We start from the raw sequence: 25963 nt of genomic DNA on the forward strand, positions 1-25963 counted from the left end.
ATACCCCTTTGAAGAGTCAGATTACTTCAGAGTAACCTTAGCGCCCTCAGCCTCGATGGTCTTCTTGAGGTTCTCAGCCTCTTCCTTAGCCATACCCTCCTTGATGATAGAAGGAGCCTTGTCGACGAGGTCCTTAGCCTCTTTCAGACCGAGACCGCAAGCTTCCTTGACAGCCTTAACGACCTTCAGCTTAGCTGCGCCTACCTCTGTGAGCTCAACATCGAACTCAGTCTTCTCCTCAGCTGCTGGAGCAGCACCACCTGCTGCAGGACCTGCAACTGCGACGGCTGCAGCAGCCGGCTCGATTCCGTACTCGTCCTTCAGGACTGTTGCCAACTCATTAACTTCCTTAACAGTAAGATTTACTAACTCTTCTGCAATAGCTTTTACGTCTGCCATTTTATTCTAAATTTTATTTATTCGTTTTTAATTAATGTTCTGTAACCTTATGATTGCAGGACTGGCCTAAAATCGTAGGACCTTATCCTCCAACTAATTATTCAGGACGCTCGCCTAAGGTCTTAAGCACACCGTGAATAGTGTTTGCGCCTGACTGCAGAGCAGAGACAACGTTCTTTGCCGGCGACTGCAGCAGAGCCACAACATCGGCGATGAGTTCGTTCTTGCTCTTAAGAGCTGCGAGTTCCTCGAGTTTGTCAGCACCTACGAAAACAGACTCCTCAGCATAAGCTGCCTTGAGGGCAGGAATACCATCTTTCTTATATTCCTTGAGGAGCTTTGCAGGTGTATTAGCAGTCTGAGTGAACATAACTGCTGTATTACCCTTGAGTGACTCGTAGAGAGGTTCATAATCAACTTCAGCAGCGTCGAGGGCCTTGCGGAGAAGCTTGTTCTTCACGACGACCATCTTAATCTCGCTCTTGAAGCACTTGCGACGGAGAGCACTTGTAGCCTCAGCATTCAGACCGGTCACGTCGACCAGATAGAAATGCGGATACTCCTTAAGTTTTTCTCCGAGCTGAGCAATAACAGTATCTTTTACTTCTTTTTTCATCTTACAAAACTTTTAGAGTTACTCATCAACTGATTTTGGATCAACCTTGATACCCCTACTCATTGTGCTTGAAATAAAGATACTCTTGACATATGTACCTTTGGCAGCAGCAGGCTTCAGGCGGATAATGGTAGCAAGGAACTCCTTGGCGTTACCATAAATCTGATCGGCAGTCATACTAATCTTACCGATAGAAGAATGAATGATACCAGCCTTGTCGACCTTGAAATCTATCTTACCCTGCTTGACTTCCTTAACAGCCTTAGCAACATCCATAGTTACAGTGCCGCTCTTTGGGTTAGGCATAAGTCCGCGAGGTCCGAGGACACGTCCTAAAGGACCGACCTTACCCATGCACGACGGCATAGTGATGATGACATCAACATCAGTCCATCCACCTTTGATCTTGTCGATATATTCGTCGAGACCAACATAATCAGCACCAGCGGCCTTTGCAGCCTCTTCCTGGTCGGGAGTGCAGAGACAGAGCACGCGAGTGACCTTACCAGTACCGTTAGGCAGCGACACAACGCCACGAACCATCTGGTTAGCCTTACGCGGGTCAACGCCCAAGCGCACATCGATATCGAGAGAAGCATCGAACTTAGTAGTGGTGATTTCTTTCACCAGAGCCGAAGCCTCTTTCAATGAATATGCCTTCCCTGCTTCAACCTTCTCAGCTACTGATTTTTGATTTTTTGTCAGTTTACTCATTTTTAAATTGAAGTTTTAAATTATTTACCAGGGAAGTCCCCTTTTACAGTAATACCCATGCTGCGGGCAGTACCGGCAACAAGTCTCATTGCAGACTCAACAGTGAAACAGTTAAGGTCAGCCATTTTGTCCTCGGCGATAGCCTTCACCTGATCCCAAGTCACACTAGCGACCTTGTTACGGTTAGGCTGGCCAGAACCCTTCTTGACCTTAGCAGCCTCGAGCAGCTGTACAGCAGCAGGAGGAGTCTTAACAACAAAACTGAAAGACTTGTCGGTATAGTAAGTTATTACTACTGGCAATATCTTACCTGCCTTATTCTGGGTGCGGGCGTTGAATTCCTTGCAGAATCCCATGATATTGATACCCTTAGAACCCAGAGCCGGGCCTACTGGAGGTGAGGGATTTGCTGCGCCACCTTTAATCTGTAATTTGATTAATCCAGCAACTTCTTTAGCCATTTCTTTTGTTAGTAATTAAAAATTTGAAACGTATGAAAGACTACAGTATCCGTAACATTATACTTCGCCTTCCTTTGATACTTGTCCGAAGTTCAGTTCGAGAGGATTCTCACGACCGAAAATCATGACCATCACCTTGAGCTTATGCTTTTCGGTGTTCACCTCCTGGATAACTCCATGGAATCCGCTGAACGGGCCGTCGTTGACCTTGACAGTCTCACCGACGATAAACGGAATTTCCTGAACCTCATCAAGCTCAGTCTCTTCAACGTTACCGAGCAGACGGTTGACATCGGAATCACGCACAGGAGAAGGATGGTCGGTACCACCGAGGAATCCTAACACGTTAGGCATGAATCGCAACGTAGAAGCAATGTCGCCACTCAAGTCGGCTTCAACAAGAACATAGCCAGGGAGACTTAATTTCTCCTTCACCACACGCTTACCGTTCTTGACCGATGCAATCTTCTCAGTTGGCAAAAGCACCTGAGCGACATGCGCAGCCAATTTTTCATTGTGGCCTATTTCGGCATCGATGTATTCTTTCACCTTAGCCTCTTTGCCACTGATAGCGCGAAGTACATACCATTTCATATTTGAATCAGCCATAACTTCCTAACAGCTTTTAAACTGAGTAAACAAATGCCATAATATTCTTGAACACGATGTCCATTACCCAAACAACAAGCGCAATGATAAGGGAAGCAGATAATACTACCATTGCGCTATGAGTAAGCTGGGCACCAGAAGGCCAAGTTGTGTTATGGGCAAGTTCTTCGTAGCAAGCCTTGCAATAATTTACGAACTTCTTAAACATAATATCTTTTGTTAGCACGGGTTGAAGGACTTGAACCCTCGACACCTGGTTTTGGAGACCAGTGCTCTACCAACTGAGCTAAACCCGTAGGAAGTCTCCGCACCGCATGATGCGGAGACTGTTCTTTATTGCAATCTTACTGATTACTTCTTTTCGTTCTGCCAGCCCTCTGGAAGATCATCAAGAATAGCGGTGATCTGACCAGAACCGACTGTACGGCCACCCTCACGGATTGCGAAACGAAGACCCTCGTTCAGAGCAACCTTATAGATAAGGCTGACCTCAATCTCTACGTTATCGCCAGGCATAACCATCTCAACTCCCTCAGGAAGCTTGATCTCACCTGTGCAGTCCATTGTGCGGAGGTAGAACTGTGGGCGGTACTTGTTACCGAATGGAGTGTGACGGCCACCCTCTTCCTTCTTCAGCACGTAGATAGATGCCTTGAAGTGATCGTGCGGTGTGATAGCACCCGGGTGCACGACAACCATACCACGCTTAACCTCGTCCTTGTCGATACCACGGAGGAGCAGACCAACGTTATCACCAGCCTCACCCTCAGACAGAGTCTTACGGAACATCTCGACACCAGTGATGACAGACTTCTTATCCTCACCGAGACCGAGGAGCTGAACCTCATCACCGACCTTGCACTTACCCGTCTCAATACGACCAGTAGCAACAGTACCACGACCAGTGATAGAGAATACATCCTCAACAGGCATAAGGAATGGCTTATCAACCTCACGAGTAGGCTCCTGAATCCACTCATCGACAGTGTCCATGAGCTTCTTGACAGAGTCAACCCACTTTGGAACGCCGTTCAGAGCACCGAGCGCAGATCCACGGATGATAGGAGTATCCTCCTCATATCCGTACTGCTCGAGCAGCTCACGAACCTCCATCTCAACGAGTTCAAGCATTTCCTCGTCATCGACCATATCGCACTTGTTCAGGAAGACAACGATACGCGGAACGTTCACCTGACGAGCCAGAAGGACGTGCTCACGAGTCTGAGGCATAGGACCGTCAGTAGCGGCAACAACCAGGATAGCACCGTCCATCTGCGCAGCACCAGTAACCATGTTCTTGACATAGTCGGCGTGACCCGGGCAGTCGACGTGAGCGTAGTGACGCTTTGCAGTCTCGTACTCGATATGTGCGGTGTTAATGGTGATACCACGCTCTTTCTCCTCAGGAGCGTTATCGATCTCATCGAAAGACTTGACATCCTCAGCAGTGCCGAGCTCCTCGTGCAGAACCTTAGAGATAGCTGCAGTCAGGGTAGTCTTACCATGGTCGACGTGACCAATCGTACCAATGTTTACGTGCGGTTTGGTGCGCACGAATTCTTCTTTAGCCATAGCTTTCTATATTTTATTATATTAAAAATAATCTGTGTTTTGTTTCTGCTTCACTCACACAAGATGCGAAGAGAGAGCTGTAACTGAGAGTTGAACTCAGGACCTCTTCCTTACCAAGGAAGTGCTCTACCACTGAGCTATTACAGCATTCCTTCAATAGAGCGGAAAACGGGGCTCAAACCCGCGACCCCCAGCTTGGAAGGCTAGTGCTCTATCAACTGAGCTATTTCCGCGTTGTCATTCCGGTAAAGGAATGTGGTGGGTGGTGATGGATTCGAACCACCGAAGCAAGAAGCAGCAGATTTACAGTCTGCCCCATTTGGCCACTCTGGAAACCACCCAAAAACGTTAAAGACCTCTTTGATTCCGACTTCCGTCATCCTCATCTTTTGAGCCTCTTGTCGGATTCGAACCAACGACCCCGAGATTACAAATCACGTGCTCTGGCCAACTGAGCTAAAGAGGCGTTACTTTGCAGCTGCTCTCAGTCGCCGTAACTTCGATTGCTGTAAGCGGCTGCAAAGTTATACATTATTTTTCAATCACCAAAATTTTTCGGGGATTTTTTTTAATGTTTACGCAGTTTTTCTTTGAATTTGGTGAGCTGAACCTTCATTGCGTCCAGGCATAGGTCGACGCCTTCCTCGAAGGTGTCGGCTGTTTTCTCCACGTGGAGAGTGTTGCCGGGAACCACGACATTGAGACTTGTGGTCTTGTTCAGTGCCGTTGCAGGTTTCTCAACTTTTAATTGCACCTCTACTTTCTGAATGTCCTCGAATGACTTTTCGAGTTTTGTGACTTTCTTGTTAATGAATTCTTGAAGCTTCTCGGTAGCATCGAAATGAATCGACTGAATTTTGATCTCCATAGTTACCTCCAGTTTTTAAAGGTTTAGGCCCTTGGGTGGGCCGATTTGTATTCTTTCTTCAGCTGCTCGAAAGTGGTATGCGTGTATATCTCCGTTGTGGAGATGCTCGCATGACCGAGCAGCTTGCTTACACTCTCAAGTCCGGCATTATGATTTAGCATTGCCGTGGCAAAGGTGTGGCGGAGCACGTGTGGCGACCGTTTTTTCATCGTCGTGACCTTGGCGAGGTTGTCCTCTACCATTTTCCTCACCTGCACGTTGGTTACGCGCTTTCCTTTGCGGTTGAGGAAAAGTCCGTCGGTGACTCTCGTTACATCCTTGTCGCGTCTGCGCTCATAGTCCTGAAGGACTTTAGCCAGTTCGTCGCCGAAGGGAATGATACGCTGTTTGTTGCGTTTTCCAGTCACCTTCAGCTCCTTGTTGATGAAACTCACGTCGTCGTCGTCGAGTCCGGTGAGTTCGGAGAGCCTGATGCCTGTCTCGTAGAATACTATTATAATAGTACGCGCGAGGCAGTCGCTGTATGTATCCTCCCACATCCTTGGGTCGAGCAGCCGGTCCATTTCCTTTTCCCTCATGAAATAGGGCAATGGCTTGTCGGCTTTCGGCCCTCTGATGAGATGCGCCGGGTCCTTGCTGACGAGATGATGGCTGAGGGCGTAGCGGAACAGCGAGCGCAGGGCACTCAGCCGTCTGTTCACCGACCGTGCGGCGTTTCCCCGGTCCATCATATCCTCCATCCAGTCGCGGATGACATCGGCGTCAACGGTTTCCCACGTCAGCTGAGGGTCAAGTTTTCTGAAGAACTGTTCGAAAGCACTAAGGTCGGCATCATAGTCTTCTATGGTATCCGGCGAGTAGTTACGCTCGAATTTCAAGTAGTCCAGAAATTTCTTAATCATCGGCTAAACGTTCTCATTGGTTTTCGAGAGCGAATTTACGGAATAAAATTCAAACTACCAAATTTTTGTGGAGTTTTTTTTACTCCTCAGCGTCGCGGAGCTTCTGAACGTAGACGGCGTGTTCCATCTTGAGGCGCTTCTTCACAGATGGCTTGTCATACTGCTGGCGGGCGCGAAGCTCGCGTACTACACCTGTGCGTTCAAACTTTCTTTTGAACTTCTTGAGAGCTCTCTCAATGTTCTCACCATTCTTAACTGGTACGATAATCATTCTTTTTGCTTTTTTGATATTTAAATTGTTAAACTATTGCATCTCACGGACTTGTCCGCAATAAGCGGGTGCAAAATTACATCTTTATTGCGACATAAGCAAACTTTTCCATCGAATTTTTGCGTGAACGGCAATAATTCAAGCATTTAGCCCGATTATTTTATCCTCCGCCACGCGGCATACGAGGCAAAAGACAGAAAAAAAATACACATCTTATATATAGGATTTATAACTTTGTTGATTACTGCCGACAAAGAATCAGAGTGTTATTTCCCCCTCTGACCACATAAATACCTTTGGAGGGCATGGAAGACAGGATCATAACACACAGTGCCTCTCCAGCGCATGATATCGGCATGCCACCACCTCACCCCCACCCCGCAACCACCGGCGGGAGGAGGAGCGGAGCTGGGGTAATTGTAATATGTACTTAGCAAATGGATAAACTTTTAGTTTTTATAACTTATTTAATGTGATATTAATATGTAATGTACGCGATTTTTTCTTACCTTTGCGATGCAAAATTACGATTGAATACTAAATTAAAAATACAATCAAAAGTTATGGAATTTTTAACTAACGAGAAATTGACTATTGTAGGCGCAGCCGGAATGATCGGCTCGAACATGGCCCAGACTGCTGCCATCCTCCGCCTTACTCCGAACATCTGCCTCTACGATGTCTACGAGCCGGGCCTCGAGGGCGTTACCGAGGAGATGCGCCACAGCGGTTTCGACGGTGTTAACTTCACCTACACAACCGATGTCAAGGAAGCCTTCAAGGACGCTAAATACATCATTTCTTCGGGTGGTGCTCCCCGTAAGGCCGGCATGACACGTGAGGACCTTCTCAAGGGCAACGCCGGTGTCGCTGAGGAGCTCGGTAAGAACATCAAGCAGTACTGCCCCGACGTGAAGCACGTCGTTGTCATCTTCAACCCAGCCGACATCACTGGTCTTATCACCCTCATCTGGTCGGGTCTGCGTCCATCACAGGTCACCACTTTGGCTGCTCTCGACAGCATCCGTCTGCAGAGCGAGCTGGCAAAGTTCTTCAAGGTGAACCAGTGCGAGGTTACCGGTTGCCACACTTACGGTGGTCACGGCGAGGCTATGGCAGTCTTCGCCAGCGGTGCCAAGGTTAAGGGCACACCTCTGACCGATCTCATCGGCACCGACAAGCTCACCAACGAGCAGTGGGAGGAGATCAAGCACAAGACTGTCCAGGGTGGCAGCAACATCATCAAGCTCCGTGGCCGTTCGTCGTTCCAGAGCCCGGCATACGTTGCCGTGAAGATGATTGAGGGCGCTATGGGCGGTGAACCTTTCACATGGCCTGCCGGTCGCTACAGCAACCTCTCTGGTCTGGAGCACGTAATGATGGCTCTCGACACCCGCATCACCGCCGACGGAGCTTACTATGAGGAGCCTTTAGGCAGCGACGAGGAGAGAGCAGCACTGAAGAAGAGCTACGACCATCTTGTGGAGATGCGCCAGGAGGTTATCGAGCTCGGCGTTCTGCCTCCAGTAGAGAAGTGGTCGGAGCTGAATCCGAACCTTCATTAATAGAAATAGAAGTACTTTGCAGTACATTCATTAGGGTTAATGTAGCCCCGGCATTAGACGTGATGTCTGATGCCGGGGCTTTTTTTATTCTCTTTACATGCATTAGAAGGGAGTTGGCAAGCGGCGAGATAATGTAAAATAAAATCATAATAACGATTAAATCCGAGCACATTTATAACACATTGATTATCAAGCAGTTTCCAAAACATGCCATTTCGCGTTCTAAAACAGGCCGTTTTGCGTTGCGAAAAGGACCGTTTCGCAACGCCAAATGGACCTTTTCGCAACGCCAAAAGGTAGGTATTGGAATGGTGTAAAGAAAATTCAGCATAATAGCGAGAGAAAGAAGGCTTCTTGACATTATCCTACTATTCACAAGAAGAGGATCGCATCACATTATCACAATAACCAACAAACAAGCGCAGCGGATATTTTCCGTGGGTGAGAAATGTACTCTATCCTAATACTTTGAACACACGGAACATGAAGAAAGAAACATCGTTGACTCCTTTCATGTCTGCTCTAAAGGCCTTTATCTTTGAGTTCAATGACTCTGCTGAAGCGTTGGTTTCCCTCTTGATGAAGTAGTTGAGAATCTCATCTTCATAATAACAGCAAGTATTGGTTCGGCTTGCATATCAGTGGTGCGCAGGATGATATAGCAAAGGAAATTATCTTGAATTCTTATAACATTGTCAGGGCGAAGTACACTAAGTCTTGAAGTCCACCACATGGCGCAACGCTCCCGTCTTCTCGTCGCGTGCCTCGGTGAAGCACGACGGCGCAATCTGATAGAGCGCATCGAGGTTCAGCTGTGTTCCATCCTCCGTGGTAAATGGTTAAAGTTCATATATGATTATTTTGTTGCAAGAAAATAAATTGTTTCGATGTAAGCTGGCTTCAGGCCTGTCCTCTTTTCATTTTCATAAACTTATCATGGAGTTACTGTTGTGGCTTATCGTTCAGCAAGGTAACCGTGTCGCTGAATTCCCTGATTACCTCTTTCAAACGAGGATGGTCTTGACGAATGATAATCGACGCATAGTTTAGAATTCCATTTTCGTCAGGAATCGAAGCCGTCAGGAACATAATTTTCCACTTCTTTTTGTAGTTGTTGATCCAATACTCAAAGAGTCGGTTACGCATAGACTGCTTACCGTCACCAGTTTCACAGATATAGAGCATGACCTCTTGGTTCTCCACGAAGAAATTCTCGACAATGGCAATAATCGTCTCACGAACTTTCGGGTCGCGAGGCGATTTCTTGTTATTGAAATTGATTATAGAGAATTGATAGGTTTCAGTTACAGGCATGGTGATATCATCCTTGTCAAAACCTGCGATATACTGAACGCCATAATCTGTGAAAAAGGCGACATGCTTATCGTCAGCAATCTTAGTGACTTTGTATGGTGCCTTTTCTTGTATTGTCTCTACATTGAGTATCATAGGGCTTCGATGTAAGTTGGCTTTTGGCCTGTTCTCTTTTCATATTCGTCTATGCCGATTTTTTTCAACCGTTCAATGGTATTCTGCTTGTTCAGCTTGACCTCTTTAAGCCACTGATATGCTTGTTCTTTTGTCATTTCCATATATTTGAGCTTTATTTGTTCTACGTTGCAAAAATAGGCTTTTTCTTTGAACCATCCAACTTTATTCGTTGTTTTTTGCTTTTAATGCCGTTATTTGCTCCTGAAGGGAAGTAATCTCACGCTTGGGCTTTCAATCTCCAAGATATGTTCACCGACGGGAACGTTGACGCTTCACTTACCAAGTTTATGGGTGCGGACGAGAATTTTCCCTTTCCTCGTTGCCACATTGTTTTCATCAGGTTTTGATGCGAGTGTATTGACAATTACTTGCTGTTGACTTCTATATCCCTTGTGTTCAGTTTATCCAATATCCCGCTACATCCGTCCTCGATGAGGTCAAGAGCGAGCTCGAAGTCCTCACCGTCACCGTAGTATGGGTCGGGGACTGATGTTCTTTCCCGGTATCTGATGAAGTAGTCGGCCATGCGTATGACCTTTCGCCGCTCGGCATCACAATGTGCCTTACTGCAGATATCGCGGTAGTTCTCGTCGTCCATGGCCACGATGTAATCGAAGTCGGAGAAGTCATGCCGGGCATCGAACTGTCGTGCGATATGGTCAATGCTATAGCCCCGTTTTGCACCATGCCGGCGCATGCGCTTGTCGGGTAACTGCCCTACATGCCACGGTCCGATTCCTGCCGAGTCGATATAAAACTTGCCGGACATCCCGGCATCGTCGACGTATTTCTGCATTATAGCATTTGCTGCCGGTGAGCGACAGATATGCCCAAACAGATGAAGAGTATTTGTCTTGTCCACAATCATATTTGTGTTCGAAAAAGTAGCAATTATTTTACGAATAAACGCACGAATTGATATGTTTTTATTCCCAAGAAAAATATTATAAATATAATTCGCAATCGTCTCTCAAGCTAATTACCTTCGTAACTTACTGATAATCAGACGGTAAATATAGCCTACGAAAATGCATTGTAAAAAGAGTCCCTTTCGTAAGCTGAAACCTACCGAATCAGACGATGAAAGAGACACTTTTGCAACGCATTTTCGTAGAGATTGATTTTCTATAAAATATTTTCAGTATTTCTTATAATTAGCTACAAATCAAAAAAGGCAGCAAACTCAACGCTTGCCGCCTTTTTACGATTATAAAGGTCTTTCAACACTCTGGTTATGCACAACGCCTACCATATGTCATCATCGTCTGTGTTCCAACCAGTATCTAATGAGTCGTCAAAACCACAGGGATGGCGCTTGGCCATAACGATGTTACCATCGTCGTCTGATCCTAAGGGTTTAGTCGGATCAGCCTTACCTACTTCTACATTTGAACCCGACAATAATACCACTCCATCGGCTTTAACAACTGTTGTTTCCGGCTTTATATATTTTTTCATAACACTTCTCATTTAACGATGATCTTCTTACCATTATGGATATAGATTCCGGCACGGGAAGGCTTGTTCACACGGATACCCTGCAAGGTGTAGTAGGCGCCGCTGTCTGTGAACTTGTCTTGATGTACAATAGTGCTAATGCCATCGCTCACATTGTCATCACTATCCTCGAAGAAGAGGTTAACAAGATATTCCTTAGCACCATCCACCGAACTATTGTCAGTACTGATACCCTCCACACGTTCATAGGCTGCCTGGTCTATCGGGTTAAGGGTTGTAGCGCCGACAGCCTCACCGGTCAGAGAGAGGTAGGCCCGCTCACTAACGCTCACGCCCGTCTTGGAACGGAGAAAGCCAAGTTTATAGGTGTTATCATCCTGCTTGACCCAAGAGAAGAGATACTGGCGGCTGGTAACAGGATCGCCGGTTTTTGTAGAAGATTCGGGAAGTGTCATATTGATTTTCTGTCCGGGCAGATAGACAGGCTTGAGCAGGTTGCTCCCATTGTCTACGGTCTCGCCGAGCTTCTCGATCATCGGACGGACAGTGATCGTGCTGACCTTATCCGTAGCAGTCGCAGAGAGAATCACTCCGCTCTTTGCCGGGATATATTGCTTGGTGCTGGTTTTGTAGTTGTCGCTCTGATTGCGCAATGTCGCCTTGTTAGTAGTCATGTCGTAGCTGATGATGTCGTATACCTTAACATCTTTATCACCGACTTTATCATCGACGATCTCCAGCGGATAGTTGCAGGCGAAAGAGGTGTAGCCATTGCCGTCGTTGCCATATTTGAAGAGCTTCACGGGTCGCGTGATGGTGTAGAACGGTGCCGCCTTACCCGTCATACGCTGATCGGAGGCATTAGCTGCAGAGACACGGATCTCGGTCTCATAGGTGTCGCCTTCTTTGAGACCCGGCATGGTGAAGGTGATATCCTTACCTGCAAGACCGCTCTCGCCGGATTCACCTTTTGGATCAGCATCTTCAGTAAGCGTGTTGCGGCTGATATGGTTATAATAGCAGACATCGCCGTTCTCCTTTGTCGGCGCAAAGTCTGTGGCACTCGGAGTTACATCGTCCTCGCCGAAGTTGGTGAGATATTTGTTGTTCTCGATGAAGCGGAACTTCTCGCCTGCCTTCAATGTTACGGTGGTGTAATAATAGGAACCGTCGTCGCTTGGCTTCAGCGTGATGGCCTTTTCCTTGTTCCACGTGCCGCAAGTTGCATTTTCAGTACTTGTATAGTTACGTTTGTCATCGACCGTCCAGTTTGTTCCTGATTCGACAGCGGGACCAACGATCTGAATGGCATCGTGGAATTCGACATTGTACGTACCAGTGGTAACATTCAGCGAAAGGGTATAAGAGTCGTAGTTCTGCTTCTGCTCATCGGTCAGCAAGGGGTTGATGGACTGCATCTGGTTCTTGCCCATCCAAGTATCAGTAGTCTTGAAACCTAAAGGATTGGGAGAGCCAGTAAAGTAAGAAGCTCCAGCCGAAGTGCCCTTGATATTCGACAGGTCATTGCCAGCCTGGTAGAGTGCTCCCGAGAGAGTGTTGCAGTCGCGGTTGTCAAAGATTTCCGGACGCCAGACGAAGTCCCAAGCGCCCTTACCGTCGTTGGTCATCCATTTGTCCCAGCTTTCCATGTAGCGCTGGCTGCAGAACATAAAGAAGAAATTGTCGAAAGAAGCATTCACATTTGACATGTTAGTATAGTAGACCACGCTGTCGACTTCATGCTTATCATTGTAATAGACCACTGGTGACATCTCCTTGAATGAAGCATCTTTACCACCCCAGAAACCGTAAGCATAGAACTTCTCGTAAGCAGCAGTAGGATCTGTCGCATCGGACTGCTTAGTCACAGTGCCAAGGATATAATCAGTCGACTTGGAAGCATCATAGATATTCCCGCTTTTGAAAGGCAAATCACCCGTTTTGACTTTAGTATCACCATTACCATCATTAAAGGTAACTTTTGTCGGTGTGCCGGTCTTGCCGGAGCCCATCTTCCACAGATAATAGGTCTGGCCATCATACTCCGTCGTTGTAGTCAGTTCCTCACCAGGCCAATTAGAGGCTGAAGAGTACTGCGTTTTATCATCATATACCCAGGCACAAATCTTGCCCCAACCGACAGGCTTCTTTACATAGCAGAAAGTGCCGTCGTAGTAAGGAAGTGGAAGAGACGAAGACGAAGTAGCATTGTATGTCAGGCTGTATTTGATGCCGCTCTTGTTGCGCCAGTATTGAACGCTGGGGTTGCCATACGTGAGTTGGGAACCATTGTTACTGCTTGATTCATAAGCTGCTGCGGCATAAGCGAACGTGCACGAAACAGCGCTCGCTTTTCCTTTGGTACATTTGAAATAAGTGAAAGAGGATTCGGTGCCATCGGTTTTCAGCGAAGTCTCATTCTTATAGAGCATGCGGTCCCGGACAGAGGCACTCTCGGAGCTATTGTCGGTGCCATCGTCCATATCCTCCTCATTGGTGCTCGGGCCGATGATGCCCCCCCCACTGGTCTTGATATACCAGTAGACAGTACCGTCATTAATGGCTTTCCATCGTGGGTCGTCATATTTCAGACTGATCTGCCAGCGGCTGTTATCCTTGGTGTGGGCGATTTTGGCATCTTTATCGTTACGGTAAAGTGCAGCCACCATGGGCACTTCAACCTTTGTTTTGAAGTCTGTTGAGTTGGAGAAGACAACAGAATAAGAAGTCTTGGTCTGGCCGTAGACGCTCATGGAGAGCGGAACGGCAAACAAAGCAAACAAACAAAATAGTACACGTTTTCGCACGTGTTGATGCATTACAAAATATTTCATTTTTTAAGAGAATAATGAATTAGTTGAATATTAGAATAATTACGTTGTTTAAGTTATCAACCCTAAGCATACCTGACTTCGTCTTGTCAAGGGGCAAATTTACTACATTTTACATTAATTGCAATGGATCTTTGCATAAATAATGAAATATGTAGTGCAATCGTTTGATAAAATTATTAAGATTTTCGAATTGTCGAGTTGGTAATATGTATTCAGTCTTTCCGAACCATCAAAATGTTATGTATAACTAAAACAATTATAGGTCGACCTGTCAGCTTACAAGGGCAAGACCATCACGGTGGCCTTCGTCGACGAGAGCAACAACAAGGCATATCTCGACGACATCAACGCGTCGGTATGGAGCAACCTCATCATCAAGAACCGCCTCGGCTCGCAGGTGTACAGCATGTTGCCGATGGTACCCAAGGCTACGGTGACGAACCGTTCGAACAAGGAACGGTCTGGACCTGCTGCCGAAGGCTATCCATCGTGATGAGCCGATAGTCGTCAGCCACACACTGACCATTCCTGACAGCATAGAGATAGACACGCTCCGCAACTGCGAGCTCGTTGTGCTGCTCATCGACGGCAACGACAACCACGTGGTCAACGCCGAGAAGGTTGCCCTCGACAGCAATGCCATGCCGCTCGTCGACGTGGCTGCACGGTGGCTGGCAGTACACGGCGATCCCGACGGCATCACCGACATCACGGCAACGGGCAGCCGCGACCGCAAGGCTGTGGCCTTCTACACCATTGACGGCCGCAGAACTAATGCCAGCCAGAAAGGAATGACAATAATGAAATATAACGACGGAACAACGGCGAAGGTGTTCCGATGAAACTGGAACGGCAGGAAGCGGATGCCGTTTCCTGCCGGTAGGATACAAAACGAATTCGGCCGGCAGTCTGCGAGAATCATCTCGACAGGTTGCCGGCCGCATTATTATGATTGTTTTCGGCCAAAAGCGGCGTACCATAGCATGGTAGCCAAAAGCCGTTAGAGCCTCATTGCATTAAGCAAGAATAGATCGTACAATCTTGGAGATGGCACCTCCGTCGGCCTGTCCGGCCATCTGCTTGGAGGCGATGCCCATAACCTTACCCATGTCTTTCATCGACGTGGCACCGGTCTGGGCAATAATCTCCTTCACCTTGGCGGTAATCTCCTCCTCGGTGAGAGGCTTGGGGAGATACTCCTCGATAACCTTGACCTGAGCAAGCTCACCGTCGGCAAGGTCCTGACGGCCGGCCTTAGTATAGGTATCGGCACTCTCCTTACCCTGCTTGGCAAGTTTCTGAAGAATTTTCAATGCTGCGGCATCGCTGAGCTCACCGTCGGAGCCCGGTGCCGTCTTAGCCTCAAGAAAGACCTTCTTGATGTTGCGGAGGGTCTCGAGGCGGACTTTGTCGCGAGCCTTCATGGCTGCGGGAATGTCCTTATTAACTGTATCGAATAATGTCATAGTCGTAATTGATAAAGAAAAATTAGTCTACGCTGAAGTCGATGACTCCCTGGACGGGCTCTGTACGCACTGGGCGGTCGTCGTCGGCAATCTTGCCGGAACCGATATTCTTGATTTCGTTAAGCATCTGCTTAGTACGCTTGTACGTAGGAGTGTTCTCGACAGCAAGAATGACATCGTCGTTGTCGAGGTCGTCGGAGGTGAAGATGTAAGTGTGGGAGCGGCGCTTATACTGCGGGTTGTTGGTTCCCTGCTTGTAGTAACGCTCACGGCGCTCACGGCGGTCCTCGGCGAGCTCATCGGCCTTACGGCGGTTCTCGATGTCCTCCTTCTTCTGCTGTTGCTGGATATGCGATGTCATTCCGTCGACATTCTCGAGTCCGAAACCGGTAGCGAGGATGGTAACTTTCACTTTCTTGCCGAGTTCGGGGTCGATGGCTAATCCCCACTTGAGTTCGAAACCGTCGCCGAACTTATCCATGAAGTCGTTGACGTCGTTCATCTCTTCCATAGTGAGACCGGAACTGTCCTTGTCGCTGCTGAAGTTGATGGAGAGAAGAATCTTCTTGGCGTTGTAGATGTCGTTGTCGTTGAGCAGTGGCGAATTGAGAGCGTCCTCAATAGCCTGCTTTACGCGGCCTTCGCCTTCGCCATAGCCTGTCGACATTATAGCCACGCCACCATCCTTGAGGACTGTCTTCACATCGTTGAAGTCGAGGTTGATGAGTCCGTGGACAGTGATAATCTCGGCAATGCTCTTGGCGGCGACGCTCAGGGTGTCGTCGGCCTTGCCGAAAGCCTCCAGGACCGGCATCTCACCATATATCTCGCGCAACCGCTCGTTGTTGATGACGAGGAGGGCATCGACGTGCTTAGCCATCTCCTCAACACCGTCGAGGGCCTGGTCGATCTTCTTGTTTCCCTCAAAACGGAACGGGATGGTAACGATACCGACAGTGAGGATTCCCATATCCTTGCTCACACGTGCAATGACCGGGGCCGCACCGGTACCGGTTCCACCACCCATACCGGCGGTGATAAAGGCCATCTTGGTACCGTCGGAGAGCATGCGCTTGATGTCGTCGAGGGTATCCTCGGCAGCCTGACGGGCACGCTCCGGCTTGTTGCCGGCACCAAGTCCCTCCTTGCCCAACTGAAGATGGACGGGAACGGGACTGTCGTTGAGGGCCTGGGCATCAGTATTGCAAAGTACGAAACTGACATCGTGGATTCCCTCACGGTACATGTGGTTGACGGCATTGCCGCCACCGCCACCAACACCGATAACTTTAATTATGCTGTTGCCCTTGTCGTCGTCAGTACCGAAGTCAAGGACATCGTTATTCTTATTGTAGTCTGACATAGCTTATGAATTTAAATGTTTATTCCTCCGGCTCCGTTATCTTGATCCAGAAGTCTTTGAAGGAACGGCCCAATTTGCGTAATGGATTATTCTTCTTGCGCTCCTCTTCGATTTTGCGTGCCTCTTCTTCTTCCTTCTCACGCTGTATACGCAGGTCCTCCTCGTGTTTTCGGCGCATCTCTTCCTCCTTACGCTGCTTGTCGGCGGGCGTCGGGACGACACCGGCCTTATCGGTGACAGGACGCTGCGGACGGAGAGGATCATCAGCGGGTTCGTGTCCGCCTTGACCATTGCCAAAGAGGTCGCCAGTGGAGTTGAGAGTACCACCGCCACAGTTCATATCGCCCTTGACAAGAAGGCCGAGAACGGTGTTCATGCTGCCGTCATGGACATTGATGAGCTTGTTGTTAGAAGTGATGGTTGGGGTGACAAACTTGGCAATGCGAATCTTCTCGACATGGGTATGATTACGGAAAGCCTCCTTGATATTCGGCATGTTAGACCCTCCGCCGGTAAGAACGATCCCACCGAGGAGCTTGTCGGAGTAGTCGGAAGGCACCTGATACCAAACGTTCTCGATGATTTCGTCGAGACGGGCCTCCACAATCTCTATGAACTTGCGGCTCTCCACATTGCGATCGCCGTCGATAGGATAGCTGAGGGAGCCGTCGATGTCTGAATTATCGGTATACGCACTGCCATATTGCAGTTTCATCTTCTCGGCGTCGCTCTCCTCCATCTGCAATGAGGCGATATCACGGGTTATATTATTGCCGCCAAGAGGGATGACGGCGAGATGACGAAGGATATTCTTATAGTATACCGAGACGGTGGTGGTGTCGGCACCAAGGTCGACGAGAACGCATCCGCCACGCTTCTCGGCATCGGTGAGGACACTGTCGGCAAGGGCTATAGGAGCCAGGTCGAACTCGGCGATGGCTATTCCAGCCTTGACGAAGCACGTATTGAGGTCGTCGTAGAACTGCTTGCGCCAAAGGATATTGAGGAAATTACCCTCGAGACGCAAAGCCTTAATGCCCACAGGATCAATCTGATACTGCTTGTCGACCTTATACTCCTGGACGACAGCGTCGAGGATTTCCTGCTCAGGATAACTCATACTCCTATTGGCATCCATCAGTTCATTGATAATCTCGCTGGTAATCATAGTCTCCTCAGGATAGTCCTTGACTATGACATTGCGGACACTGCGTATGGACTGGCCTCCAACGCCGACATACACCTGCGTTATCTCTCGCTTGAGCTGCGCCTTGAGCTTGTTTATAATGTTAGTAATACATTGACCGGTCTTGGCAATGTTATAGACGACTCCCTTGCGGATGCACTGAGTGGAGTCCTCGGTGACCACAGCAAGGATATTGATACTGCCGTCAAGGTTCTTCCTTCCTGCAATACCACGGATTTTTGATGAGCCTAATTCAATGGCTACAATGAATTCGTTTGCCATATACTTCTATGAGTTGTATTTATTGTCTTGTTTCAAATGTCGTGACGAGCCAGCGAGTCGGAGTCGTGATGACCGGTGCTGCGCGGCTGGGCCTTGTCGGCCTCTGGAGCCTCCGACTCTGCCGTATCCTCTTTCCGCACCTCATGACGGAGGGTGCAGACTATCTGGTTGTCGAGCTCCACGTCGATATAGGAGTACTTGTTCCACCCCACCTTGCTGAGACCGTACTTGTAGAACTTCAGCATCCGGTCGAGTTTTTTGTTGACGTAGGCCGCTACATTGCGGTCGATCTGCGACTTGTACTTTCCCCACGGCAGCTGACCGATATATATTATATGGTTGCCGACGCGCGGAACGAGCTCCACGCCAAGGTCGTTGGTGATGTTTATCTGCTCTATCTGGTTCTTCCAGAAGTCGTTGCCCATGATGGCTCTTGCCATTGGCGTGATGTAGTACCGGGCGAAAGAGTTGCTCACAGCTCCCGTGACAACGATGAGGTCGCTCGTATACTTCGAGTTGGGCATCGTTCCACCCTGGTCGTCAAGATAGTAATCGTCGCCACGGGCGCTCTTGACGCGTATCAGCGGTGTGCGCTGGGTGATGATTATGCACACATGTCCGTCGTCGGTCTTGTAGCACTCGGCCGTCTTGACGAAAGGCAGTCCGCTGCCACCACGCGGTGCCATGGCTTCTTCAAGGCTGCGGGGATTGATGGTGCTCATCTTCTTGCCGAGAGGATAGAGATTCTTCGCCTGCAAGAGAGACTTTATCTCAGGGGCACTGAGGAATCCGGCATCAGTGGAATCGGCAATCGTAATCTCCACCTTCGAGCAGTAACGGTCGACGACCTTGGGTTTGTTGAAGGAAGTGACCGCTAAAACCAGATAAGCACCGAGGACGACATCGAGGACACCGATGATTATTTTCTTTACACGTGGGCGCACTGATATTACTCTTCTTTCTTCTTAATCAAATCGGCGATCTGCGGCACGAGGTCGTCAAGATTGCCGGCACCGAGGATCTCCAGCACGTCGAAGTCGCGCGATGCGACATATTCGAGTACGTCGTCCTTCTTTATCATTGTCTTCTCCACCCCCGGCTTGATGTTGTCGAAGATGAGTTTGCTTGTCACACCGGGAATCGGCTCTTCGCGTGCCGGATAGATATCGGTGAGCACAACCTCATCGAAATTGCTGAGAGCGGCCGCGAAGTCCTTATAGAAATCGCGGGTGCGAGTGTAGAGGTGCGGCTGAAACATAACCGTAATCTTACGATTAGGGTAAATCTCGCGCAGACTCTTGGCACTCATGAGGATCTCCTTGGGATGATGGCCGTAGTCGGAAAGGAGGACATGGCGCGGTGTGCGCACCTTGAAATCAAACCTGCGGTCGACGCCCTCGTAGGTTTTCATTCCACGACGGATTTCTTCTGCCGTACAACCGTTGAGCTGGGCGAGGGCCATAGCAGCGACACCATTCTCGATGTTGATTGGTATGGGCTGTCCGAGTTCCACATCCTTGATATTCTCTACAGGCGAAACGAAGTCGAAAGTAATCTCGCCGTTGTCGATACGGATATTCTCGGCATGGAAGTCGCCCGCATCGCGGCTGTAGGTATAGGTCTTGACACCATCCTGGACATTGGGTTTCATCTCCAAGCCGGTATGGATGATGAGAGCACCTCCGGGCTGGATGAGCTCCGAATAGTGGCGGAAGCTCTCGAGATAAGCCTCCTTAGTGCCGTAGATATCGAGGTGGTCGGGGTCGGTGGCAGTGATAACGCTCATCCAAGGACGCAGCCAGTGGAAGCTGCGGTCGAACTCATCAGCCTCTATAACGACGTAATCGCTGCTGTCGGAGAGAATATAGTTTGTGCCATAGTTCTTCGAGATACCACCGAGGAAAGCGTTGCAGTCGACATGACTCTGGTGCATGATATGGGCGCACATCGTCGATGTAGTGGTCTTTCCGTGGGTTCCTGCCACGCAAAGTCCTTTGTGAGCGCGTGTTAGGATACCGAGGACCTGTGCACGCTTCTGCACCTCAAAACCGTTGTCGCGGAAGAAGTTCAGCTCCTTATGCGTGGAAGGGATGGCCGGTGTGAACACTACTAATGTCGACTTGACATCGCGGCACGCGTTGGGAATCTGGTCGACATCATCCTTGTAATGCAGAATCATGCCCTCATGCTCCAATGCCCTGGTAAGGGCAGTGGTGGTCTTGTCATAACCGGCGACAATAAGTCCCTTATGAATGAAATAGCGGGCGATGGCACTCATACCGATTCCGCCTGCTCCAATGAAATATACTGACTTGATATCTTTCAGTTCCATTTCCTTGAGATTATTATTTTATCCCTATTTTATTGACCTCAGAACATAACCGCCACTATCGCCGGAGGATTCATCAGTCACGTTTGATTCTTATTTTTTTACTTCAGAGTTCTTGAAGACTACCGTCTATGAAGACTCGTCAGTGACGTTTGATACTTATTTTATCAACTTTAGAACCTCGTCGGCGATGACGTCGGCAGAGTTCTTCAGTCCCATTTTCTTTACATTCTCGCTGAGGCTCCGCAACTTGTCGTCATCGTTGACGGTCTTGACGGCGAGAGGCAGCAACTTGTCGGGGGCCTCAGCATCCTCAACATAGAGCGCGGCCTGACGGTTGACGAGTGCCATAGCGTTCTTGCGCTGATGATCTTCAGCCACATTAGGACTCGGCACGAGGATTGTCGGTTTGCCGATAAGCTGGAACTCACTGATGGAGCTGGCTCCCGCACGGCTGATAACGAGGTCGGAAGCCTTATAAGCCGCACCCATATCGCTGATGAAGTCGAGGACCTTCAGGTTGGGAACATCCTTATCCTTCATGAATTCCATTATCTTGGCATTATAGTATTTTCCTGTCTGCCAGATGAACTGGAGTCCGCTCTCGGCCACGATATCGAGGTGACGCTGTACGCTCTCGTTCATGGTACGGGCACCAAGACTTCCGCCTACGATGAGAATTGTCTTCTTGTCGGGTTCCAGTCCGAAACTCTCTCTGGCCTGTTCCTTAGTCAAAGGCGAGTCGAGAACATTCTGTCTGACTGGGTTTCCCGTCATGATAATCCTGTCGGCAGGGAAGAAACGGTCCATACCCTCGTAAGCAACGCAAATCTTCTGTACCCTCTTGGCTAAGAGTTTGTTGGTTACTCCGGCATAAGAGTTCTGTTCCTGGATAAGGCACGGTATTCCCATTTTGGAGCATTCATACAGTGTTGCGCCACTGGCATAACCACCGACTCCTACGGCCACCATCGGCTTGAAGTCCTTGATAATTTTCCGAGCCAGCCTAAGACTCTTCATGAGGTCCCACAGCACACTGATGTTCTTCAGCTTATGAGCGCGGTTGAAGCCCTTGATGGGCAATCCCTTAATCTCATATCCCGCAGCAGGCACGCGCTGCATCTCCATCCGTCCTTCTGCTCCCACAAAGAGAATCTTTGCCTCCGGATGCTTTGCCTTGATGGCATTGGCTATTGAAACGGCGGGGAAAATGTGTCCTCCCGTACCTCCTCCGCTGATTATGACTCTAAGTTCCTTGTCCATTTTATTGGTAATTTCGTATTTTCCCGCAAAGATAATAATATTTTCTCTGTTATAGTAATTTTGCAAGCAATTTATTTCTCACCGTGATGCCGACAGCACCGCTTTTCATCATAAGTCGCACTGATTTAGCCCGTTTGCTGCATCGCGCCTTAGGAGCGTCATTCGTCGTCGGCATCACCGTTCGAGGCAACCACCGGCGACTTCTGTTTCTTCTTTGCCGACCGGCTCACACTGAGTATTGCACCCATGTAAATACAGTTTATTACGCTCGACGTACCGCCTTTACTGATTAGCGGCAGCGGCTGTCCGGTGACAGGAGCCAGTCCCACAGCCACCATCATATTGAACAGAGCCTGCGTGACGAGCAGCAGAGTCAAACCCATGATGAGAAAGGCCGGGAACGCGTTCTCGCACCGTCGCGCTATCCTCCCAGCCCTGAAGAGCAGGACTATATATAGAAAGGCCACCACAATAGCCCCCTCGATACCCATTTCCTCGATGATTATGGAGTAGATGAAATCGGAGAAAGCCTGCGACAGGAAATCGCGTTCCTCCGAGTTTCCCGGCCCCTTTCCTATGATATTCGACGACGCAATGGCTATATTAGCATGAGCGACTTGCGCGTCCTTATCGAGGTCATACTGCTCCGGCGGTACTTTCTCGAACGACGCGAACTTCTCAATACGCGCCTTCCACGTGTCGGCACGATGGAAAAGTTTGGCTATCAGACCACGGTTCTCCTCCTTGCCCTGGACCGTCTGCTCGGTGAGATTATTCTTCGGGTCGCTTTCCTTCACGTTGTCGGCATTTCCGACGAGTAGGACCATTAGCAGCACAAACACCACGGCACCTACGACAGCGGCAAGAGTGCGAAGAAGAAGTTTCCTCGGTACAAGTCCGATAAACATCATCATGTACACCACGGAGAATAAAAGTATTGCCGTAGAAAGATTCTCCAAGGCTATAGGCGAGATGAGGGCCACACATATACACATGATATACTTATACGCCTTTGTATCAGCACCTTTCGGCGTTTGCATAGCACTGAGAATCTGCGCCACCGCAAGCACAACGGTACCCTTGGCAAGTTCCGAGGGCTGAAACTGGACACCGAACAGCGAAAGCCACCGGCTCGCTCCGTTCGTCGACTGTCCCGCTATCAACACGATTATCAGGGTGATAAAAGAGATGAAGATAAGTACCGGCGTAATCAGCTTGAAATACTTACACGGAACGTTGAGCACACAAATCATACACCCCGTACCGAATGCGAGAATACCAGTGTGATAGAGTATTGGACTCCAGAAGTTACCACCCTTATACGACAGCGAGCTGGAGGCCGAGTAGACCTCCACGATGCTGATCATACAGAGGAAGAAGAACACCATCCATATAACCTTGTCACCCTTGAAAATATTTCCAAGTGTCTTATTGTTCATTCTATATAACGACTCTTTACCATGTATTCAGCAACAAACCGGCACCACTGCTGACAATGGGTCCTGTCAGCAGCGATTTCCGGCCGTTTTTTGTGGTCTATAACTTCCTTACGCACTCCTTGAACTGTTCGCCGCGGTCCTCCATATTCTTGAAGAGGTCGAAGCTTGCGCAGCAAGGACTCAGCAGAACAGTGTCGCCGGGCTCGGCAAGCTCGTGACAAGCCTTCACGCAGTCGGCCATATTATGCGTGTCGCGCACCGGCAGTCCAAACTTATCGAAGTTGTCATGCAGTTTCTTGTTGTCGGCACCGAGGTACACTAAGGCCTTGCACTTCTGCTTGACGAGGTCGAAGATATGACTGTAGTCGTTACCCTTGTCCTTTCCCCCGAGGATGAGCACTGTAGGAGTCTTCATGCTCTCAAGTGCATACCAGCACGCATCGACATTTGTAGCCTTCGAGTCGTTGACATACTGTACACCACCTACCTTGCAGACCTTTTCCAGACGATGCTCCACGCCAGGGAAGTCGCTGAGGCTCTTGCGGATGCTCTCTTTTCTGATACCAGCAATATTCGAGGCGATACCTGCCGCCAGACTATTGTACAGGTTATGCTTGCCGGTGAGGCTGAGCTGTTCCTGCTCCATATTGAATGGTGTAGGCTTCTCAATGGTGTATTGTCCCTGCTCGATGTAAGCAATGCTCCCCTTCTCCTTGAGCTCCGAGAATGGATATACCGAGGCATGGATGTCAAATTTCTCCAACTCCTTCTTTATCACAGGGTCATCATTCCAGTAGATGAAAGCGTCCTCAGGAGTCTGGTTCTGAGTAATCCGCATCTTTGCGTCGGCATAATTCTCGAACTTAAAATCGTAGCGGTCGAGATGGTCGGGGGTAATGTTCAGCAGCACAGCGATGTTGGCCCGGAAGTCGTACATATTGTCGAGCTGGAACGAACTCAGTTCGATGATGTAGTACTCATGCGGGTCCTCAGCCACCTGCAGAGCCAGACTCTTTCCTATGTTTCCGGCGAGACCGGCATCGTAGCCTGCACTCTTGAAGATGTGGTATATGAGACTTGTCGTTGTCGTCTTACCATTACTTCCTGTTATACAAACCATTTTCGAGTCGGTATACCTTCCGGCAAACTCTATCTCACTGATGATATGTGTGCCTTGCTTCATCAGTTTCTGTATCATCGGAGCCTCCTTAGGTATTCCCGGACTCTTGATAACCTCATCGGCATTGAGGATTTTCTCCTCAGTGTGATGGCCCTCCTCCCACTCAATATGGTGGTTGTCGAGCATTTCCTTGTACTTGTCCTTAATCTTCGATGTATCCGAGACGAAAACGTCGAAGCCTTCCTTCTTTGCCAGTACAGCGGCTCCTGCGCCACTCTCACCGGCACCTAAAACTACTATTCTCTTCATAAAGCATAATTCCCGCCTAATTAGCGGGCGTAGTACTTATCTTGTTGGACATTCAGTTCCCAAGTCGTATGATGGGACCATCTATTTAATACTCTCATTCTTCCGCGCTCACCGCATCGGAATCATTGTTGCAACGGCCGCACTCCACTCCATGGAGAGAACGCAGCCCGCTATCTATCTCATCTTCAGGGTGATAATCGTGAGCGCAGCGAGGATTATCGTAATAATCCAGAAGCGCACCGTAATCTTACTCTCGTGGACTGCCGAGTGCGGCACTTTGATAAGGTACTTGCAGTCGGGGTCGAGCTGACTGTCGAGCACCCGGAAGTTATCGTGTATCGGCGTACGCTTGAAGATGCGCTGTTTCACACCTCTCCGCTTGCCGAGTTTATAGTACCATACCTGCACAATGACGCTCAGACTCTCGACGAAGAATATACCGCAGAGAATCGGCAGGAGCAGCTCCTTGTGGATGATTATCGCTCCTACGGCAATGATGCCACCTATCGTCAGGCTGCCGGTATCGCCCATAAACACCTGTGCGGGATAGGCGTTGTACCAGAGGAATCCGATGAGGGCTCCCACGAAGGCGCAGAAGAACACCACAAGTTCCTCCGACCCCGGTATGTACATTATATTAAGGTAGGCAGCAAACTGCAAATGGCTGCTTACATAGGCCAATATGCCGAGAGCCACACCAATGATTGCCGAGTTGCCGGCACACATTCCGTCCATACCGTCGTTGAGGTTGGCACCGTTGGAGACTGCCGTGACGACAAAGATTGTCATGATGACAAACAGAATCCATCCTGCCGCCACCTTATACTTACCGCAGAAAGCCATGATACTCGAGTAGTCGAGGTTATGGTTCTTGACAAACGGAATTGTGGTCTTCAGCGTTTTAACAGGTGTCTTGTCGTGTTTGACGACAATCTCCTGCCCGTTCTGCTGTTGCACCTGGAGGTTGATGTTCGCCTTTACATCGGGTGAGGCCCACAGAACGAGTCCGACAATGAATCCTATCGTCACCTGCCCAACGATCTTGTACTTTCCTTTCAGTCCTTCCTTGTCGTGATGGAAAATCTTGATGAAATCATCGAGACCGCCGAGGAATCCGAGCCACACTGTCGTCACTATCATCAGAATGAGATAGATGTTGCGCAGACGGCCGAGGAGAAGCACCGGTACGAGCAGTGCCACAATGATAATTATTCCTCCCATCGACGGCACTCCAATCTTATTAACGCCGAAAGGGTCGACCTTTGCATCACGTTGAGTCTCAGTAATCTGCTTACTCTTGAGGAACTTTATGAACTTCTCGCCGAACCATGCCGAGATGACGAGTGCGAGCACCATCGCCAACAGAGCACGGAAAGAGATGTAGCTCCACAGGTGAGAGCCACTGATGCCGAACTGGTCGAGCCATCGGAAGATATAGTATAGCAT

At 49.0% G+C, this 25963-nt stretch carries 27 protein-coding genes, 5 tRNA genes and 1 pseudogene; 3 read left to right on the forward strand and 30 right to left on the reverse strand.

Annotated elements, in window-relative coordinates:
• Positions 1-21: 21 nt before the first annotated feature.
• The 15 genes from rplL to rpsU all read right to left on the reverse strand — a co-directional run bounded on the left by rplL (position 22) and on the right by rpsU (position 6412).
• Positions 22-399 (reverse strand): 50S ribosomal protein L7/L12, encoded by a 378-nt coding sequence (gene rplL / locus LDN30_RS10210; protein ID WP_223926534.1) that lies wholly within the window; start codon positions 397-399, stop codon positions 22-24.
• A 97-nt stretch (positions 400-496) separates the two neighbouring features.
• On the reverse strand, positions 497-1015 hold the full coding sequence (gene rplJ / locus LDN30_RS10215) for a 50S ribosomal protein L10 (RefSeq protein ID WP_223926535.1): 519 nt from the start codon (positions 1013-1015) through the stop codon (positions 497-499).
• An 18-nt stretch (positions 1016-1033) separates the two neighbouring features.
• A complete protein-coding gene (gene rplA, locus LDN30_RS10220) occupies positions 1034-1729 on the reverse strand; it encodes a 50S ribosomal protein L1 (protein WP_223929390.1) in 696 nt (231 codons plus the stop codon).
• Between the two features lie 20 nt (positions 1730-1749).
• Complete coding sequence (rplK, locus tag LDN30_RS10225; protein WP_223926537.1) at positions 1750-2190, reverse strand: 50S ribosomal protein L11; 441 nt, start codon at positions 2188-2190, stop codon at positions 1750-1752.
• 57 nt (positions 2191-2247) lie between these two features.
• Complete coding sequence (gene nusG / locus LDN30_RS10230) at positions 2248-2799, reverse strand: transcription termination/antitermination protein NusG (RefSeq protein WP_223926538.1); 552 nt, start codon at positions 2797-2799, stop codon at positions 2248-2250.
• Between the two features lie 16 nt (positions 2800-2815).
• Positions 2816-3007 (reverse strand): preprotein translocase subunit SecE, encoded by a 192-nt coding sequence (secE, locus tag LDN30_RS10235; RefSeq protein ID WP_223926539.1) that lies wholly within the window; start codon positions 3005-3007, stop codon positions 2816-2818.
• Positions 3008-3022: 15 nt separating this feature from the next.
• Positions 3023-3095, reverse strand: a tRNA-Trp gene (locus LDN30_RS10240).
• A 55-nt stretch (positions 3096-3150) separates the two neighbouring features.
• Positions 3151-4371: an elongation factor Tu gene (gene tuf / locus LDN30_RS10245; RefSeq protein ID WP_223926540.1), complete on the reverse strand. Its 1221-nt coding sequence runs from the start codon at positions 4369-4371 to the stop codon at positions 3151-3153.
• Positions 4372-4446: 75 nt separating this feature from the next.
• Positions 4447-4518: transfer RNA gene (locus LDN30_RS10250), tRNA-Thr, on the reverse strand.
• A 13-nt stretch (positions 4519-4531) separates the two neighbouring features.
• Positions 4532-4604, reverse strand: a tRNA-Gly gene (locus tag LDN30_RS10255).
• Between the two features lie 23 nt (positions 4605-4627).
• Positions 4628-4712: transfer RNA gene (locus LDN30_RS10260), tRNA-Tyr, on the reverse strand.
• 51 nt (positions 4713-4763) lie between these two features.
• Positions 4764-4837, reverse strand: a tRNA-Thr gene (locus LDN30_RS10265).
• 102 nt (positions 4838-4939) lie between these two features.
• Positions 4940-5239, reverse strand: a complete 300-nt coding sequence (gene hpf / locus LDN30_RS10270; protein ID WP_223926541.1) for a ribosome hibernation-promoting factor, HPF/YfiA family — start codon at positions 5237-5239, stop codon at positions 4940-4942.
• A gap of 23 nt (positions 5240-5262) precedes the next feature.
• Positions 5263-6141 (reverse strand): tyrosine recombinase XerC, encoded by an 879-nt coding sequence (locus tag LDN30_RS10275; RefSeq protein WP_223926542.1) that lies wholly within the window; start codon positions 6139-6141, stop codon positions 5263-5265.
• Between the two features lie 79 nt (positions 6142-6220).
• Complete coding sequence (rpsU, locus tag LDN30_RS10280; protein ID WP_223926543.1) at positions 6221-6412, reverse strand: 30S ribosomal protein S21; 192 nt, start codon at positions 6410-6412, stop codon at positions 6221-6223.
• A 563-nt stretch (positions 6413-6975) separates the two neighbouring features.
• On the opposite strand from rpsU, the gene LDN30_RS10285 reads away from it, so the two are divergent.
• On the forward strand, positions 6976-7977 hold the full coding sequence (locus LDN30_RS10285) for a malate dehydrogenase (protein WP_223926544.1): 1002 nt from the start codon (positions 6976-6978) through the stop codon (positions 7975-7977).
• A 455-nt stretch (positions 7978-8432) separates the two neighbouring features.
• Here the strand turns inward: LDN30_RS10285 and LDN30_RS10290 are convergent.
• The 6 genes and pseudogenes from LDN30_RS10290 to LDN30_RS10315 all read right to left on the reverse strand — a co-directional run.
• Positions 8433-8579, reverse strand: a pseudogene (locus tag LDN30_RS10290) (transposase); the annotation flags it as partial.
• A 340-nt stretch (positions 8580-8919) separates the two neighbouring features.
• On the reverse strand, positions 8920-9426 hold the full coding sequence (locus LDN30_RS10295) for a DUF6169 family protein (protein WP_223926545.1): 507 nt from the start codon (positions 9424-9426) through the stop codon (positions 8920-8922).
• Positions 9423-9563, reverse strand: coding sequence for a hypothetical protein (locus LDN30_RS10300; protein WP_223926546.1), 141 nt, complete (start codon positions 9561-9563; stop codon positions 9423-9425). Before LDN30_RS10300 ends, LDN30_RS10295 begins: the two co-directional genes overlap by 4 nt.
• Positions 9564-9832: 269 nt before the next feature.
• The gene (locus tag LDN30_RS10305) at positions 9833-10336 is read right to left on the reverse strand and encodes a low molecular weight protein-tyrosine-phosphatase (RefSeq protein WP_223929391.1); all 504 of its coding nucleotides are present in this window, start codon (positions 10334-10336) and stop codon (positions 9833-9835) included.
• Between the two features lie 377 nt (positions 10337-10713).
• Positions 10714-10926, reverse strand: coding sequence for a hypothetical protein (locus tag LDN30_RS10310; protein ID WP_223926548.1), 213 nt, complete (start codon positions 10924-10926; stop codon positions 10714-10716).
• Between the two features lie 8 nt (positions 10927-10934).
• Complete coding sequence (locus LDN30_RS10315) at positions 10935-13709, reverse strand: starch-binding protein (RefSeq protein ID WP_223929392.1); 2775 nt, start codon at positions 13707-13709, stop codon at positions 10935-10937.
• A gap of 349 nt (positions 13710-14058) precedes the next feature.
• Between LDN30_RS10315 and LDN30_RS10320 the strand changes: the two genes are divergently transcribed.
• Both LDN30_RS10320 and LDN30_RS10325 read left to right on the forward strand, forming a co-directional pair.
• The gene (locus tag LDN30_RS10320; protein WP_223926551.1) at positions 14059-14253 is read left to right on the forward strand and encodes a hypothetical protein; all 195 of its coding nucleotides are present in this window, start codon (positions 14059-14061) and stop codon (positions 14251-14253) included.
• A 79-nt stretch (positions 14254-14332) separates the two neighbouring features.
• On the forward strand, positions 14333-14602 hold the full coding sequence (locus LDN30_RS10325) for a hypothetical protein (RefSeq protein ID WP_223926552.1): 270 nt from the start codon (positions 14333-14335) through the stop codon (positions 14600-14602).
• Between the two features lie 174 nt (positions 14603-14776).
• Here LDN30_RS10325 and LDN30_RS10330 read toward each other — a convergent pair whose 3' ends face one another.
• The 9 genes from LDN30_RS10330 to mraY form a co-directional block, all read right to left on the reverse strand.
• The gene (locus LDN30_RS10330; RefSeq protein ID WP_223926553.1) at positions 14777-15226 is read right to left on the reverse strand and encodes a GatB/YqeY domain-containing protein; all 450 of its coding nucleotides are present in this window, start codon (positions 15224-15226) and stop codon (positions 14777-14779) included.
• A 22-nt stretch (positions 15227-15248) separates the two neighbouring features.
• The gene (ftsZ, locus tag LDN30_RS10335; RefSeq protein WP_223926554.1) at positions 15249-16589 is read right to left on the reverse strand and encodes a cell division protein FtsZ; all 1341 of its coding nucleotides are present in this window, start codon (positions 16587-16589) and stop codon (positions 15249-15251) included.
• A gap of 19 nt (positions 16590-16608) precedes the next feature.
• Positions 16609-18057, reverse strand: a complete 1449-nt coding sequence (gene ftsA / locus LDN30_RS10340) for a cell division protein FtsA (RefSeq protein ID WP_223926555.1) — start codon at positions 18055-18057, stop codon at positions 16609-16611.
• A 32-nt stretch (positions 18058-18089) separates the two neighbouring features.
• Positions 18090-19001 carry a cell division protein FtsQ/DivIB gene (locus LDN30_RS10345; protein ID WP_223926556.1) on the reverse strand — a complete coding sequence of 304 codons (912 nt, stop codon included), beginning with the start codon at positions 18999-19001 and terminating at the stop codon, positions 18090-18092.
• Positions 19002-19006: 5 nt separating this feature from the next.
• Positions 19007-20389, reverse strand: a complete 1383-nt coding sequence (gene murC, locus LDN30_RS10350; protein ID WP_223926557.1) for a UDP-N-acetylmuramate--L-alanine ligase — start codon at positions 20387-20389, stop codon at positions 19007-19009.
• 156 nt (positions 20390-20545) lie between these two features.
• Positions 20546-21649: an undecaprenyldiphospho-muramoylpentapeptide beta-N-acetylglucosaminyltransferase gene (gene murG / locus LDN30_RS10355; protein WP_223926558.1), complete on the reverse strand. Its 1104-nt coding sequence runs from the start codon at positions 21647-21649 to the stop codon at positions 20546-20548.
• Positions 21650-21807: 158 nt separating this feature from the next.
• Positions 21808-23088, reverse strand: coding sequence for an FtsW/RodA/SpoVE family cell cycle protein (locus tag LDN30_RS10360; protein ID WP_223926559.1), 1281 nt, complete (start codon positions 23086-23088; stop codon positions 21808-21810).
• 97 nt (positions 23089-23185) lie between these two features.
• Positions 23186-24517: a UDP-N-acetylmuramoyl-L-alanine--D-glutamate ligase gene (murD, locus tag LDN30_RS10365; protein WP_223926560.1), complete on the reverse strand. Its 1332-nt coding sequence runs from the start codon at positions 24515-24517 to the stop codon at positions 23186-23188.
• A 174-nt stretch (positions 24518-24691) separates the two neighbouring features.
• Positions 24692-25963 carry a phospho-N-acetylmuramoyl-pentapeptide-transferase gene (gene mraY, locus LDN30_RS10370; RefSeq protein ID WP_223926561.1) on the reverse strand — a complete coding sequence of 424 codons (1272 nt, stop codon included), beginning with the start codon at positions 25961-25963 and terminating at the stop codon, positions 24692-24694.

The sequence above is a fragment of the Prevotella lacticifex genome, assembly GCF_019973375.1.
Lineage (GTDB): Bacteria > Bacteroidota > Bacteroidia > Bacteroidales > Bacteroidaceae > Prevotella > Prevotella lacticifex.